Source organism: Shewanella halotolerans (assembly GCF_019457535.1).
GTDB classification, from domain to species: domain Bacteria; phylum Pseudomonadota; class Gammaproteobacteria; order Enterobacterales; family Shewanellaceae; genus Shewanella; species Shewanella halotolerans.
On sequence record NZ_CP080417.1, the window covers coordinates 3,280,687 to 3,295,899 of the forward strand.

General features: G+C 50.9%; 11 protein-coding genes and 1 pseudogene. 7 read left to right on the forward strand and 5 right to left on the reverse strand.

Going from position 1 to position 15,213, the window contains the following annotated elements; translation table 11 throughout:
* The first annotated feature begins 32 nt into the window (after positions 1-32).
* Both K0H81_RS14230 and K0H81_RS14235 read left to right on the forward strand, forming a co-directional pair.
* Positions 33-2,051 carry a DUF3857 domain-containing transglutaminase family protein gene (locus tag K0H81_RS14230; protein ID WP_220058749.1) on the forward strand — a complete coding sequence of 673 codons (2,019 nt, stop codon included), beginning with the start codon at positions 33-35 and terminating at the stop codon, positions 2,049-2,051.
* Positions 2,048-3,193: a hypothetical protein gene (locus K0H81_RS14235; protein WP_220058750.1), complete on the forward strand. Its 1,146-nt coding sequence runs from the start codon at positions 2,048-2,050 to the stop codon at positions 3,191-3,193. Before K0H81_RS14230 ends, K0H81_RS14235 begins: the two co-directional genes overlap by 4 nt.
* Before the next feature lie 53 nt (positions 3,194-3,246).
* Here K0H81_RS14235 and cspE read toward each other — a convergent pair whose 3' ends face one another.
* The 4 genes and pseudogenes from cspE to K0H81_RS14255 all read right to left on the reverse strand — a co-directional run bounded on the left by cspE (position 3,247) and on the right by K0H81_RS14255 (position 8,825).
* Positions 3,247-3,456: a transcription antiterminator/RNA stability regulator CspE gene (cspE, locus tag K0H81_RS14240; protein ID WP_144203266.1), complete on the reverse strand. Its 210-nt coding sequence runs from the start codon at positions 3,454-3,456 to the stop codon at positions 3,247-3,249.
* A gap of 482 nt (positions 3,457-3,938) precedes the next feature.
* Positions 3,939-4,374 (reverse strand): annotated as a pseudogene (gene tnpA, locus K0H81_RS14245) (IS200/IS605 family transposase).
* 158 nt (positions 4,375-4,532) lie between these two features.
* Positions 4,533-7,655: an efflux RND transporter permease subunit gene (locus K0H81_RS14250; protein WP_220058751.1), complete on the reverse strand. Its 3,123-nt coding sequence runs from the start codon at positions 7,653-7,655 to the stop codon at positions 4,533-4,535.
* Between the two features lie 12 nt (positions 7,656-7,667).
* Positions 7,668-8,825, reverse strand: coding sequence for an efflux RND transporter periplasmic adaptor subunit (locus K0H81_RS14255; RefSeq protein ID WP_220058752.1), 1,158 nt, complete (start codon positions 8,823-8,825; stop codon positions 7,668-7,670).
* Between the two features lie 466 nt (positions 8,826-9,291).
* On the opposite strand from K0H81_RS14255, the gene K0H81_RS14260 reads away from it, so the two are divergent.
* From K0H81_RS14260 to K0H81_RS14275, 4 genes are all read left to right on the forward strand, one after another.
* Positions 9,292-9,666 (forward strand): cytoplasmic protein, encoded by a 375-nt coding sequence (locus tag K0H81_RS14260; RefSeq protein WP_144203260.1) that lies wholly within the window; start codon positions 9,292-9,294, stop codon positions 9,664-9,666.
* A gap of 312 nt (positions 9,667-9,978) precedes the next feature.
* The gene (locus tag K0H81_RS14265; RefSeq protein ID WP_220058753.1) at positions 9,979-11,280 is read left to right on the forward strand and encodes an NAD(P)/FAD-dependent oxidoreductase; all 1,302 of its coding nucleotides are present in this window, start codon (positions 9,979-9,981) and stop codon (positions 11,278-11,280) included.
* A 146-nt stretch (positions 11,281-11,426) separates the two neighbouring features.
* Positions 11,427-11,633: a hypothetical protein gene (locus K0H81_RS14270; RefSeq protein ID WP_144203256.1), complete on the forward strand. Its 207-nt coding sequence runs from the start codon at positions 11,427-11,429 to the stop codon at positions 11,631-11,633.
* A gap of 129 nt (positions 11,634-11,762) precedes the next feature.
* Entirely contained in the window at positions 11,763-12,965 is a 1,203-nt protein-coding gene (locus tag K0H81_RS14275) for an IS4 family transposase (protein WP_220058389.1), read from the forward strand.
* A gap of 99 nt (positions 12,966-13,064) precedes the next feature.
* Here K0H81_RS14275 and K0H81_RS14280 read toward each other — a convergent pair whose 3' ends face one another.
* Positions 13,065-13,433: an acyl-CoA thioesterase gene (locus K0H81_RS14280; protein ID WP_011864961.1), complete on the reverse strand. Its 369-nt coding sequence runs from the start codon at positions 13,431-13,433 to the stop codon at positions 13,065-13,067.
* A 283-nt stretch (positions 13,434-13,716) separates the two neighbouring features.
* On the opposite strand from K0H81_RS14280, the gene K0H81_RS14285 reads away from it, so the two are divergent.
* On the forward strand, positions 13,717-15,213 hold the full coding sequence (locus K0H81_RS14285; RefSeq protein WP_220058754.1) for an alkaline phosphatase family protein: 1,497 nt from the start codon (positions 13,717-13,719) through the stop codon (positions 15,211-15,213).

Below are 15,213 nucleotides of genomic sequence, written 5' to 3' on the forward strand. Positions count from 1 at the left end.
TCTGCCAGCATCTATGGAAGGAGTATCACCACGTGAAACTTATTAAATTACTCATTGTTTGCTACCTATCCCTCATCTCTCTATACGGCGAAGCAAAAACAATAAAATCTGGGGACTACCAGATAGCCATTGCCCCGACCAGCCAATGGATCATCCCTCAGCCTCTCGCTTCGATTGGCCTCAATAAAGACAAGAGTCCAATTCATTATCGTATGGTAGGGCGACAAGAACGTTTTACGGCAAACAGTAACGAGTATTATCAAGACTTTGCCGCGACAGCCCTCAATCAGGAAGGGGTAAAGGAGCTATCGAAAATTGAGCTGACCTTTAATCCCGAATTCGAGAAGTTGACACTACATACACTCGAAGTGGAGCGAAAATCCTCTTGGCAGGATAGACTCGATAGCGCCAAAATAGACGTTATTCATCAAGAACAAGAGCTTAGCAGCGACCTTTTCAATGGTCTAGCAACGGCGGTTATCGTTTTAAAGGATGTGCGCGTCGGTGATACGGTACGTTATCAATACACTATCGAAGGAAGAAACCCCGTCTATGGCGAGGAATTTGGCAGCACCTACCCAATGGGATGGGAAATCGCGGTTGATAAACTTCACCTAAGGATAGTGAACGCCAGCGATAAACCCTTTTATATTCAAGAGAACAAGATTGGCAAGCCGACCACGAGTGATTCGGTTCATGGCAAAGTCTATGAGTGGAACATCTCGAATGTCAGCAAATATAAATATGAAGAGGGTATTCCGACTAGTTACCTCTGGGCACCGGTGATCTTTGTGAGTAGCGCAGGCTCCTGGGCAGAAGTTAATCGTTGGGCATTAGCCCATTATCACTTTGCCGAGCAACGCTCCAAGCTACTACAAGATTATATCGATGAGGTCACCAAGGCGTATTCGACCAAAACCGAACAGATAGCCGAATTCATCCGCTTCGTTCAACAAGATGTTCGTTATTTTGGGATTGAAATCGGTCAGAATAGTCATATTCCCCACAGCCCTAATACCGTCTTCGAACGTCGTTATGGAGACTGTAAAGACAAAGCCAGTCTGCTCATTGCCCTGTTCGATGCCATAGATGTGAAAAGCTCTCCCGCACTGGTCAATAGTGAGCGCGGTGAAGCGCTGAACGAACGACAGGCCTCACCAATGCTTTTCAATCACGTGATCAATTATTTTAGCTACGATGGAAAACCTTATTTCATCGACGCCACCAATAACCATCAGGCTGTTGGGTTGAATGCCATCACCCAACCCGACTTCGGTTTCGCCCTGGTGCTGGATGAAAAGACCCAATCCCTTACAGCTATGCCTAAGGCAGACATCAGGGTCGATAGAGTCGAAATAGAACAGCATTACGTCTCTTCAAATTATGAGTCGCCGGTGGACCTCTACATCACCACCAAGTATTTGGGCCACGAAGCAGACTACATGCGTTACCAACTGGCTAGCGTATCCCACAGTGAGATCGAGCAGCATTACCTTAATTATTACGCGAAATTCTATCGCGACATACAGCTCGCCACACCGACGCAAGTTACTGACATCAAAGATAAGAGTAACGAACTCGTCCTGTCTGAGCACTACCGTATCGGTGATTTTTGGCAGCCTCAAAATAAGACCCTCAATTTCGGCCTATTTGCCAGTTACGTTAAAAACTACGTCGAACTACCTAAAGTGATACATCGTAGCCAACCATTGGCCCTACCTAGCATGGTGACGGTCGAACAGACACTCAAGGTCTCCATGCCTGAGAACATCGACTATCAGATAAGTGAACAGGACAAGCAGATAAGCAGCAAAGGCATAGACTATCGTTCCACCGAAGCCTACATCAACGGACAATTTATTCGCCGCCATAAGCTGATTATCGATGAGAAAACCCTCAGCACTAAAGAGAGTAAAGATTTTATCGATGCGTTAAGAGAGGTAGACGACGATCTCTATTACAGTGGCGGCGTCACGGGAGACTTTAGTCAGCCAATCAATCCAGGGATAGAATATCTTCAACAACAGCTTGGCTCGGAGGGCGCACAATGATAAATGCTAAGGTAATTGCTTTCTCGCTCTTCGCCTCCCTATTCTTACTCGGCGGATGTCAGTCGACGCCCAAGAGCCAAGGGAGTGTCACGCCCAATAAGCAGGCAAAATCAGAACAGTCTTCTCTGGCGTTTGTTCTTCAGCAGGGGCAATTGATCGCCGAAGACATCACTAATAGCAATCCAGCACTGGCCGAAAAATGGTGGGATAAGAAGACCTTATTAGACTATGCACACCAGGCGTATCCAGACCTAAGCAACAAAGAAGAGGAACTATTCTATCGCTTTTTCACGACCAAGTTTATAAAGACCCTTAAATCGACTAAATACTGGCGTTTCGAAGGTGTCATTGCCGACAACTTAGTCTTTAGCACTTATCTTGACGAGCTCCCGACCGCGTTCCTAATGCAGTATCGTTACAATAAAAGCAATGAAAAACATGAGCTTAAAATTGTTAACTGGCAACTAATCAATCACATAAGCTCGGGACTGGACGCTTATTTTGCATATACAAGAAATGTCGAGGCGCTACTCAAATCTGACTATGTGAAGGTGCTCAAGGCGGCGCAGACTGGTGGCAAAATGAGTGAGCAGGAGGTTATGGCGATTTTTGACAAGCTGCCGACCAAGATTAAACAACAGCCAACACTACTCAATGACTTTGTCTATGCGGCCATAGCATTAGTGGACAATCCATCCTCATCCACAATCGATAAACTGTACCAAGATGCACCGCCATTGGCCCCAAGGACAGGCGCCTTCTGGGGATACTATTATCTGCACAAGGATGAGTACCAAGGGTACCAACAGGCTCGCCAACAAGAGTTGATCTATTTAAATAATCTACAAACCAGTTTCTCTCTAGAAGGGATACTTTACGCCCTAACTCAGAATGATTTGAGCTTCGCACGTCGAGAGTTTGTAAAATATATTCAAAGTAATCCTAGTGATGCCCTAGCCTATGCTATCTACCTAAACCGACTCATTGAGCTAGAACATCATCAGGAAGCCAGCCATATCTTTAGGGCCTTTCAGCTACAGTTCAAGGTTAAATTAACCCAGGAAGACTTTAGCGAATCGGATCCACAGAAGGTTGCTGCCTTCTTCGATAGCAAAAGCTACAAACAGATCTCTCGTCTCTAATCGACGGCACAAAAAAGGCGACTTGCAGTCGCCTTTTTTATCGAACCGTTCGATTAAGCCGGAACTACGTTCGCAGCTTGCAAGCCTTTTTGACCTTGCTCAACATCGAAGGTGACCTTTTGGCCTTCGGCTAGTGTTTTGTATCCGTCAGATACGATAGCGCGGAAATGCACGAACACATCAGCGCCGCCATTTGCTTGCTCGATGAAACCAAAACCTTTATCTTCGTTAAACCACTTAACGGTACCAGTTGTATTAGACATATTTGTCCCTTATTCAATTCATTTAAAAAATCCGCGACGTTGCGGTATGCCGAGCCGTTGAATTATTGAGTATTACGATGAAGCTAAGGGAAAACTGAGGACAAAAATGGTGAAGATTTGACTAAGGTTTTGACTTTTACTTGATACTTTAAACTAATAACCCTGAACAACAGAGCCCGACTAAGATAACACACTTTAGCCATTTACCTAGGGTTTATTTTCGCCATCATGGAGGATACCTGTTGCGTAAAATTTATATGGCAGTGCTTTCATGGGCTTATGGTAATAAAAAAAGTTACTGCCTCTCGGGGACTTTTGGTCTCTCTTTGTTATTTGTTGTGGCTGAGTGATAGTGCGGAACATCAAGCACTCCCCAAACTCATTTGGGGAGTGCCCTCCGTTCAAGCTTCATATTGCTGTAAGTAAAAATCCACCTTCTGAAGAAGGTGGCTTTGTATTAGCCCCCTGAAAGGGGGCGTTGCCTAGTTCAATTCCAACTGCGGCTGTTCCTGCTTTTCAACCTTTTCCTGATGGCGAACATACCTTCTTATGACTTCTTCATTGATTCCTACTGTGTCAACAAAGTACCCTCGCTGCCAAAAGTGGTTACCCCACAACTTATTCTTTCTTAAATAAGGATATTTACTGAAAATTTTTAGAGCTATTTTACCTTTTAGAGCTCCCATCAATTTTGAAATAGACAGCTTTGGAGGCACTTTAATTACTAGATGTACATGATCTATTTGAACATTGAGCTCAACAACAGTGCAGCCTAGCTGTTCACTGTAAACTTGAATACAGCGGTATACATCCTTACCCAATTTGTTTTTTAGAAGCCTAAATCTATATTTAGGCGTCCACACTATGTGATATTGACCATCGCCAATACACATGCGATGCTTTCTCATATCTACTCATGTTTTTTGTCCTCTGTTACTTCGCTAAAAGTCAGAGTCCAATTAACATGAGTAGATATTCAGGCAAAGCCTAAATTATGATAACCACCTACTGAAGTAGGTGGTTTAGGGCTGAAAATGAAAAAGGCGGCCTAAGCCGCCTTTTTAATGGTATGAGTGCTACACGCCCTGTGTTTTCTCTCCCTTCATGCGCTCACGCAACTTCTGCATGATGACGTAAAACACAGGCACTAACAGTGTGCCTACCAGGGTCGCCGCCATCATACCGCCAAAGACCGAATAACCCAGGGCACGACGACTACCGGCGCCGGCACCTGTGGCAATCACCAAGGGCAATACCCCCAGCAGGAAAGAGAAGGCGGTCATGAGTACGGCGCGAAAACGCAACCTAGCAGCGGTTTCTGCCGCATCTAGAATACTCTTGCCCTCTTCCCTGAGCTGTTTGGCAAACTCGACGATCAGGATGGCGTTCTTACAGGCCAAACCTATCAAGAGCACCAGGCCTATCTGGGCGTAGAGGTTGAGCTCGCTTCCCACCAACAAGATGTTGAGGAAGGCCCCCAAGATGGCGATCGGCACCGCCAGCATGACGGCAAAGGGAATGCTCCAACTCTCGTATTGGGCCACCAGGAACAGATAGGTAAACACCAGTGCCAGGGCGAAGATCAGCGGTGCCAGGTTACCCGCCTTGATCTCTTGGTAGGTCTGTCCCGTCCACTCAAACTTGTAGCCCGCCGGCAAGGTTTCAGCTGCCGCCCTTTCCATGGCGGCGATGGCATCGCCCGAGCTAAAACCTGGGGCCGGGAAGCCGTTGATGGTAGTCGAGCTGAACATGTTATAGGCGTTCATCACGTCCGGCCCCAAGATAGGTGTCACCTTCACCAATGTGCTCAGGGGCACCATCTCGCCACTTGCCGAGCGGACATAGAAGCTGGCGATGTCTTTGTCGGAATTTCTAAACTCGCCTTCGGCCTGGAGTATCACCCGGAACACCTTACCAAAGCGGTTGAAATCATTGACATACATTGAGCCGAGCATAGTCTGCATGGTGGAGAAGATCTCATTTAAGGAGATCCCCAGCGCCTTGGCCTTGTCTCTGTCCACATCCACATACATCTGCGGCACGTCGGCGCGGAAATTACTAAAAGCCATGGCGATTTCACTCTGCTCATTGGCCTTCATGATAAGCGCCCGCATCACAGAGGCTAATTCCTGGGGCGAACGCCCTTGGGTGTCCTGCAACACAAACTCGAAACCGCCGACACTCCCCACACCCGGGATAGGTGGCAGCGAGAAGGCCATCGCCTTCACCGACGGATTGGCGGCGTACTTGGCCTGTAACCTGGCGACGATCGCCTCCTCCACCATGTCGGGCGAGTCTCGCTCCTCCCAGCTCGACAGGGTCACGATCATCAGGCCGCCGTTAGAGGAAACAGAACCGGTCAGGATGCTAAAGCCACTGGCATGGATAACGTTCTCCACCCCAGGCTCAGCCAGCGTCAGCGTCACCAGCTCACGCATCACCTCTTCGGTGCGATTGAGTGAGGCACCATCGGGCAACTGAATATCCACCATGAAGGCCTTCTTATCTTCCATGGGCACGAAACCCGATGGCAATACCTTGGCGATACCGCCGGTGACGCCGATCAGACAGGCGTAGGCAACCCCCACCAGCACCAGCTTACGTACCAGTGAGGAGACCAGCTTCATATAGCCGCCGGTAAATCGCTCAAAATAGGTGTTAAACAGGTAGTGGAAGCCATGGGTATGTTTCTTGGGCGGCTTCAACAGGGAGGCGCACAGTGCCGGACTCAGGGTCAGGGCGTTGACCGAGGAGATGAGCACAGAGATACAAATAGTCACAGAGAACTGGGCATACATCTGCCCTGTGATCCCCGGCATCACAGCCGTGGGGGCAAACACCGCCAGCAGCACTAAGGTGGTGGCGATAACGGGGCCCGTCACCTCCTTCATCGCCTTGGAGGTCGCCTCGGTGGGCGACAACCCCTCATCCTCCATCAGGCGGGTGACGTTCTCTACCACCACAATGGCATCATCTACCACGATACCGATCGCCAAGATAAGCGCGAACAGAGAGACAGTGTTGATACTCATGCCGAAGGCCAACAGGAAGGCGAAGGTACCTATCAAAGAGACGGGAATGGCGATCCCAGGCACTAGGGTCGAGCGCGCATCCTGCAGGAAGATATAGACCACAAACACCACCAGGGCGACCGAGATAAACAGGGTCTGCACCACCTCGGTTATCGAGGTCTCGACAAATTCTGTGGTGTCATAGAGCACCTTGTACTCGAGGTCGTCCGGAAAGCGGCTGGCGAGGGTCTCCATCTCGGCTTTGATCGCATCGGCGACCTCCAGGGCGTTGGCGTCCGGCGCCTGATAGATGGCGATGATGGCAGAGGGTTTGTTGTTCAGCTTACCCTGGGCATCATAGGTCTGAGAGCCCAGCTCGACCCGGGCGACATCTGAGACGATCACCTTAGAGCCATCGGGATTAGCGCGTATCATCACCCGGCCAAACTCCTCGGGATCTTTCAAGCGTCCCTTGGTCTGCAGGGTATATTGAAACTGCTGCTGGGGATCCACAGGCGCGGCGCCGATACGACCGGCGGCCACCTGAATATTTTGCTCTCTCAGGGCGGCAATCACATCGCTGGCGGTCACGCCGAAGCTGGCCATCTGGTTGGGATCGAGCCAGATACGTATGGCGTAGTCCAGGGCACCTATCACCTGCACCTTAGAGACCCCCTTCTGCCGCGCCAGGGCGTCTTTGACGTTCAGGCCAGCGTAGTTGGTGATAAACAGGGAATCGAAGGTCTCGTTGGGGCTAACCAGGTTTACCACCATGAGGATGTTGGGGCTCTGCTTCTCAACCTTAACCCCCTGACGTTTCACCTCCTCGGGCAGTCTGGGCATCGCCTGCTGCACCCGGTTTTGCACCTTCACCTGGGCCATGTCGGCATCTGTGCCCACATCGAAGGTGACGTTGAGGGAGTAGCTACCGTCGTTGGCGCTCTTGGACTGCATGTAGAGCATCCCCTCGACGCCGTTGACTTCCGCCTCTATGGGCTGGGCTATGGTGTCTTTGACTATGTCGGCGCTGGCCCCGGAATAGCTGGTGCTGACGCTCACCTGTGGCGGCGCAATTTCGGGGAACTCGGCCACCGACAAGATGGGGATGGAGATCAAGCCCACCAGGGTCAGCACGGTTGAGATCACGAAGGCAAATTTCGGCCTATGAATAAAAAACTCACTGATCATAATGACCCCCGATTAGGCATCGTTAGCTTCTTGGAAAGGCACCGCCTGCTGCTCGACGGCCTTCACCTCGATACCCGGACGGATCTTCTGCAGACCATCCACCACGATACGTTCGCCCTCGTTGAGGCCACTGAGCACACGCCAGTCGACACCGAACCTGTCACCTAGCTCGACCACCCGCTTCTGCACCTTGTTGTCACCATCCAGCACCATGACGAAACGTCCCTGCTGATCTTCCTGCACCGCCGCCTGTGGAATTAAGATGGCCTGCTCGCTAATGGGCGACTCGATAACCAGAGTCACAAACAGCCCGGGCAGCATCAGCTTACTCTCATTGTCGAAGGTGGCCCTCAGTTCCAGGGTGCCGGTGGCGGCGTCGACTCGGTTGCTAACAAAGTCGATATGCCCAGTCTCGTCAAACATGGTGCCGTTGGGCAGGCGCAGACGGATCACGATATCCGAGAGCTTCACCTCATGTTTGGCGGCCTTGGAAAAGTTCTGTTTGGCGGAGATGATGGTCTTCTCGGCGACTTGGAAGTTGACCCACATGGGCTGCAACTGCACCAGGCTGGCCAGCTCAGACTGAGGCGTGATGATATCCCCCTGGCTCACCTTGGCGCCGCTGATACGGCCAGAGATGGGCGCGTAAACCTTGGTATAGCTCAGCTGCAACTCGGCGGCCTTCACTGCCGCTTCGGCCTGCACCACACCCGCCGCCGTAGTCAGCTTACGACTGGTAAGTTCATCCATATCCTGGGCGCTGATCATGCCATCGGGTAGCAGGCGACGGCCACGCTCCCAGTTCATCACTGCCACATCGCGCGAGGCGATCGCCTGCTTGAGCACCGCCTGTTGCTGCGCCAGCTCGGCCTCGAAGGTGGAGGGGTCTATCTCAAACAGCAGCTCGCCCGCATCTATGTCATCCCCCTCGACAAAGGTGCGCTTAAGCAGCTGTCCCTGGATCTGCGACTTGATCACCACATCTTCCGATGCCCGGGTGCGACCGACGATCTCCGTCTTGGCGCGGATCTCCTTCACCTGGGCGGTGTTGACCACCACGCTGGGCATAACCGCAGGCCCGGGGGCCGGCGCCTTGCCACAGGCCGCGAGCAGCAGCGCCGAGCTAAACAGGGTGAATATAGAGAGAGGTGAAGCGTTTCTACCAAGCATTAGGGCCTCCAGAGCGCCAAGCGACAATTCATGGATAACTTTCATCAGACGGCAGACAGATGAGAATGACGGGCAGCGTCATTTACAACTGCTTATCATATTAGTAACAAGCTAATGCTTTCACCAGGAATAGCAAGGCCAATTAACTGACTCATTTGGCATTTTTTAAATTTTTCATCTTGGATTAGCGGCGCGGGTCAGTGGATTTTTCTGAGCGTGAGTTTGAACAAAATAGGCCGATTCGGGTTAAAAACGTCTATTAGCTGATGCTTTATTAAGCAGATGGCAAAATGGGCTTAAAAATGAGACACAGCACAAGGTTATGGCCAATCCTATCGTGCTACAACAGGTCAAGGGTCTTCTCCCATGGCCGGGTAAATCGGCATATACAGGATGAATAGTTGTTGACCCTAAAGAAATGCAGTGCCTATGATGGCCCTTGTATCCATAATCAGGAAGGTAATTTATGACAGCCATTTCTCATGTCTATAACTATACAGTCAGATGCCCGCACATTAAGGATCCCGCTCACCCAACTACATGGCAAAACCATATTGAATTCAATCAGTCATGCGAAATCGGTCTGAATCGCATCACCAAGTGGCACGACAGATCCGGCCACCGTATCTTCGAACAAGATGGCTTTATCGTCAGAGAAGCCGATGGTGAGAGTGCCTACTTCTCGATGCAGAGTGATCGCCTGAAAAATGATGGTCACATCTTAGTGACCTTTAAGATCTTCATGGACGATGCCACCAAAGACAGCTCGGTGCAGGAAATCATGGCGCATCTGATCAAAGACTATCACCAGAGATTATCTAAGCTCGACTCTGCCGCGTAGCCATCCCCCTGAGCCAGATCACACACAAGATCTGGCTCACATTTTTCTGCTCACAAAACAATCTAGATCACATTTACGCCGCACCAAAATGTGACAAACACTAGATAAAATCTCAAAAAATAGAAACAACATCACTTGAAAAACAATTTGTTATATACAAAACCGCTATTTTTACCCGCTTAATCACGCCAATTTAGGCTAATTGCCAAAACATCACCTCAAGCTTACACTTTTCTCGATTCAAGACAATTCTGCTGGCAGAACAATGCCGGTCAATCATCAACTTAAGCTGAATATAGGAGCAATAGCCTCATGGGTGCAGTGGCCAATATCGTCATCGTTGGCGGTGGTGCGGGTGGAATGGAGATAGCGACCAAGCTGGGTCGTAAACTGGGACGTAAGGGCAAGGCCAAGATCACCCTTATCGACTGCGCCGACAGCCATATCTGGAAACCCCTGCTGCACGAGGTCGCCACCGGGGCGCTGGATATCGGCATAGACGCCATCAGCTACCGAGGTCATGCCACCGCCCACGGCTACCATTTTCAGCAGGGGGCGATGACAGATATCGACCGCGAGCACAAGCAAGTGATACTGGCGCCCATCCTGGACGAAAAGGACAATGAACTCCTGCCCGCCAGGCGCATAGATTACGACTATCTGGTGCTGGCCATCGGCAGCATCGCCAACGACTTTAAGATCCCTGGGGTCAGGGAGCACTGCGTCTTCCTGGACAATACCCAACAGGCGATGCAGATCCGCACCATGCTGCTCAACAAATTTATGCGTTATGCCAGCCACCACCAGCTGGACGACAAGATCAAAATCGCCGTGGTCGGCGCTGGAGCGACCGGGGTCGAGATGTCGGCCGAGATGCACCATGCGGTGGAGCAGCTCAGTGGCTTCGGCTACAAGATAGATACCAGCCTATTAGAGGTCACGCTGATCGAGGCTGACTCGCGCATCCTGCCCAAGGTGGAGAAGCAGGAGATCTCCCAGGCGGTAACGGACCAGCTCAATCAGATAGGCGTTCGAGTCATGACCAATACTCGCATCGACCGGGTGGATGAGACTGCGCTGCATACCTGCGACGGCCAGACCATCGCCAGCGACATGACTATCTGGTCCACCGGGGTGAAGTCCCCCGACTTCATGCGTGAAATTGGCGGCCTGGAAAGCAATCAGATCAATCAGGTGATGGTTAAGCCCAATATGCAGACCACCCGGGATCCCCACATCTTCGCCATCGGCGACTGCGCCGCCTGCCCGCAGCCAGACGGCTCCTGGGTGCCGCCGAGAGGCCAGTCGGCGCGGCAGATGGCGCTGATGACGGCCGACAACATCAGCCTGATGCTAGCCGGGCAGCCTCCCAGAAAGGAGTACCTCTATAAAGATCTCGGCTCCCTGGTAAACCTGTCCAAGTTCCATACCGTGGGCAACCTGATGTCCTTCATCGGCGGTGGCGTATTGGTGGAAGGCAAGATAGCCAGGTTCGTCTATACCTCACTCTATCGGCGCCATCTAATTGAACTACATGGGATATTTAAAGGCACCCTGCTGATGTTTGCCAAGGGGATAAGCCGTATCATCCACCCTCACCTCAAGCTGCACTAAGACGTTAACCAAGTGACAATCGAGGCGCACATCGAGCGCGATTCGAATGCCGAGGCCTGCTTATTACTAGCCTCCCTTTTGGGGAGGCTTTCGCTCGATGGGCTAACAGGTTAAAATGTGACAACTTTCGTCAATTTGAGATCATTATGAAAAAAATTATTAGCGCGGTTATGATCCTTGGCGCCCTCAGCGCCTGCGCCGACCTTAAGCATGCTGGTCGCTCAATAGGTCACACCACCAAAGAAGTGACCACAGATATCGGTCACGCCACCCGTGACACCACCAAGGCGATAGGTCATGCCTCGCGCGATGCGGTCAAATCGGTCAAAGAAGACCTGAGCAAAGAAAATTAAATCGGCTTAGGCCTTAGTGGCTTTAAGCTAGGGAATCCCCAGATAATTCCCTTTTTATTCAATTCAGTAGACACGCATGGTGTTGATTGATCTAATTGATTTCGCCAAAAAACTACCAGATCCAACACCATGCGTGATGTCCATATCTTACACGATTTACTCAAAAAGCAATGCCCGCAAATACATCAAAAACGGCTTAATTCTCTGATGGTTGCTACAGAAGCGTTACTTGATGGCAATCAGTTGTCACTCACTCAGCTTGGTCGCAATATCTCTGGTGCGGTGGCGCCAAAGCACAACATCAAACGGATAGACAGGCTACTCGGCAACCCGCATCTACACTCTGATAAATTCGCTATTTATCAATGGCATGCCAAGTTACTCTGTGTTGCTAATCCCATGCCGGTAATCCTCATTGATTGGTCTGATGTCCGTGAACAATTGCGGATGATGACATTGCGAGCCTCTGTCAGTGTGCAAGGGCGCTCGGTTACCCTGTATGAGCGTACTTTCAAGCTTGCCGACTACAATGCTCCACGCAGTCATAACGCCTTCTTGGCGGAGTTGGCACAGGTGCTGCCGTCCCATGTGTGTCCACTGATTGTCACCGATGCGGGTTACCGCAATACCTGGTTTCGGGAGGTGGAACGATATGGTTGGTTTTGGCTTGGCCGTGTCCGTGGGGATGTCGGCTTTCTCCAGGCCAATCATGCCCAATGGCAGTCGAATAAGTCGCTTTATCCCTCCGCCACGGCGAAAGCCCGGCATATTGGTTACGTAAAACTGGGACGAAAATCGCCTATGCGCTGTCATTTACATCTGTACAAGGCTGCGCCGAAATATCGAGCCGACAAGCGGTCATCCAAAGCAGGACGCAATCATACGGCACAACAAAGTTACCGTCTTGGCAGTAAAGAGCCTTGGTTACTGGCAACCAACTTGCCTACGGAGGCGTTCTCGTCAACGCAGGTGGTCAAACTTTATGCCAGACGGATGCAGATAGAAGAAACCTTTCGCGACCTCAAAAGTCCCCAATACGGCATGGGACTCAGACAAAGCCGCAGTCGTTGTCCACGCCGTTATGATGTGTTGTTGCTGATAGCTTTGTTGGCAGAAATCCTGCTTTGGTGCATCGGTCTGGCAGCCAGGCATCTGGGATGGCAGCGGAGGTTTCAAGCCAATACGATACGTGACAGAAACGTGCTATCTGTGCTCCGGCTCGGCAAAGAAGTGAGACGACGTCCGGAATACTCAATCAAAGAATCGCATTTTCGCTGGGCTTGGGGTGAATTTCTTAAACTGGTTAACACCTCTGGGAGGCCCGAATTATGAGGGGATCCTCCAGGGCTTTAAGTTAAAGATAAAGAGGGCATATCTGCCCTCTTTTTTATTGGCTATTTCTAACTCAGCTTTAGACTCTATTTAGCTCTATTAGGCAGCATTAGCCCGCATGCCATGGGGCTTGGGCAGGCCGTTCTCATCCACGTTAACGAAGATCATCTTATCTATTGTCACCACAGGCAACCGAGTCGCCTTGTTACGCACCTCGCAGCAGACGGTAATGGAACTGACCCCGGCGCTGATGAGCGCTAAGCCGAACTCAATCACATCCCCCTGGCGCGCCGGCGTCATAAAGTTGATCTCTGAGATGATCTTGGTGACTATGCTCTGGCTATTCATCTGACAGGCCGCGAAGATGGCCGCCTCCTCATCTATCCAGCTTAATAACTGTCCGCCGAACAATGCATTAGCCGGATTTAAATGTTCGGGTTTAATAAAGCGTCGACTGTAATATTTCATTTGGGCTCTCCCTGATAGACTCAGACGAAAGCGTTACAAGAAACAGACCAAGAATTAAAAACACATAAAAACAATAGGTTAAATTTACATCTTCGACACTTATCTCACCGTTTTAGTGCCCTTTGCACCAAGTTAACTCAGGCATAAAAAGGGTTTCGACATCTTAGCTTCATATAACTGCAATCTTAATTCATCAATTCTGTCATCTGGATACCTGACAATCAGGCCGCTTTATCTCAAATAGCGAACAATTTACTTCAACCCAATACGGATGATGAAAGTGATGATGATAAAAAGATTAGCTGCGTTGATCTCTTGCAGCCTAGTAACCATGGCCGCCAACAGCGCCGTGTTACCCAGTGTTCAGACAGACAGCCATTGGTATAAGGAAAGTGCCGAGCGGGTGTCAGACAAGGCCACACTAGAAACCAAAGCAAAGGCCAAAAACGTCATTCTATTTGTGGGCGATGGTATGGGGATCTCTACTCTGACCGCTGCGCGTATCTACCAAGGCCAACAGATGGCCGGTAACCAAGGCGGTGAAGAGAACTTCCTAAGCTTCGAGAAGTTCGACCATACCGCCCTGATCAAGACCTACAACACCAACCAACAGACTCCTGACAGCGCCGGCACCATGACTGCCATCGCCACAGGTGTTAAGTCTAAGGCGGGGGTTATCTCTGTCTCAGACCAGTCACTGCGCGGCAACTGCCTGTCATCTAAAGGCAACGAGCTGGTCACCCTGGTTGACCTGGCCAACGCTAAGGGCCTGTCTACCGGCGTAGTGTCTACCGCCCGTATCACCCACGCCACGCCAGCGGCTACCTATGCCAACAGCCCTGAGCGTAACTGGGAATCAGACGCTAACCTGCCTGCCGAGGCTGTGGCTAACGAGTGTAAAGATATCGCCTACCAGATGGTAATGCGCGATAAAGACAATGCCCTGACAGTCGCCCTGGGTGGCGGTCGCCGCGCCTTCATCCCTAACACTGTTACCGACGGTGAAAACAAAAAGGGTCAGCGTAAGGATGGCATGGATCTGACCAAGGCTTGGGTCGAGAACTTCGATAACGCCGCCTATGTGTGGAACAGCGAAGAGTTCGACGCCATCGATGTTGCCAACACAGACCACTTGCTGGGCCTGTTCAACTCGTCTCACATGGAATATGAAGCCGATCGCGCCGACGATGTAGGTGGCGAGCCTTCACTGACCGAGATGACTGAGAAGTCTATCGAGATGTTAAAGAAGAACGACAACGGCTACCTGCTGATCGTCGAATCGGGTCGTATCGACCACGGTCACCACGCGGGCAACGCCAAACGCGCCCTGGCTGACGCCGTCGAACTCTCTAACGCCGTTAAGGCCGCAGTAGAAAACACCGACCCGGATGAGACACTGATCCTGGTTACCGCCGACCACAGCCACGTGTTCACCATCGCGGGTTATCCAAAGCGCGGTAACCCTATCCTTGGCCTGGTACATGGCGTAGACGGCACTGTTTCAACCGCCCTGGATGGCAAGCCATATACCACCCTAGGTTACACCAATGGTCCTGGCGCCGTTGTGGGTAATCGTGACGACCTATCTTCAGTCGATACGCAAGACAAAGACTTTATGCAGCAGTCACTTATCCCTATGGGTAGCGAGACACATGCCGGTGAAGATATCAGCCTGCACGCCACTGGCCCAGGCTCAAACCTGGTACAGGGCGTGATGGAACAGAACGTCATTTTCCACATCATCAACCAAGCCCAAGCGCTTGGCGGTACTAAGTATTAA

What these genes read in the sequence shown, in the direction of transcription:
- K0H81_RS14255 (WP_220058752.1), bottom strand. Translation starts at nt 8,825, where the DNA reads ATGCTTGGTAGAAACGCTTCACCTCTCTCTATATTCACCCTGTTTAGC.
- K0H81_RS14285 (WP_220058754.1), top strand. Translation starts at nt 13,717, where the DNA reads ATGATGATAAAAAGATTAGCTGCGTTGATCTCTTGCAGCCTAGTAACC.
- K0H81_RS14250 (WP_220058751.1), bottom strand. Translation starts at nt 7,655, where the DNA reads ATGATCAGTGAGTTTTTTATTCATAGGCCGAAATTTGCCTTCGTGATC.
- K0H81_RS14275 (WP_220058389.1), top strand. Translation starts at nt 11,763, where the DNA reads ATGCGTGATGTCCATATCTTACACGATTTACTCAAAAAGCAATGCCCG.
- cspE (WP_144203266.1), bottom strand. Translation starts at nt 3,456, where the DNA reads ATGTCTAATACAACTGGTACCGTTAAGTGGTTTAACGAAGATAAAGGT.
- K0H81_RS14235 (WP_220058750.1), top strand. Translation starts at nt 2,048, where the DNA reads ATGATAAATGCTAAGGTAATTGCTTTCTCGCTCTTCGCCTCCCTATTC.
- K0H81_RS14270 (WP_144203256.1), top strand. Translation starts at nt 11,427, where the DNA reads ATGAAAAAAATTATTAGCGCGGTTATGATCCTTGGCGCCCTCAGCGCC.
- K0H81_RS14265 (WP_220058753.1), top strand. Translation starts at nt 9,979, where the DNA reads ATGGGTGCAGTGGCCAATATCGTCATCGTTGGCGGTGGTGCGGGTGGA.
- K0H81_RS14260 (WP_144203260.1), top strand. Translation starts at nt 9,292, where the DNA reads ATGACAGCCATTTCTCATGTCTATAACTATACAGTCAGATGCCCGCAC.
- K0H81_RS14280 (WP_011864961.1), bottom strand. Translation starts at nt 13,433, where the DNA reads ATGAAATATTACAGTCGACGCTTTATTAAACCCGAACATTTAAATCCG.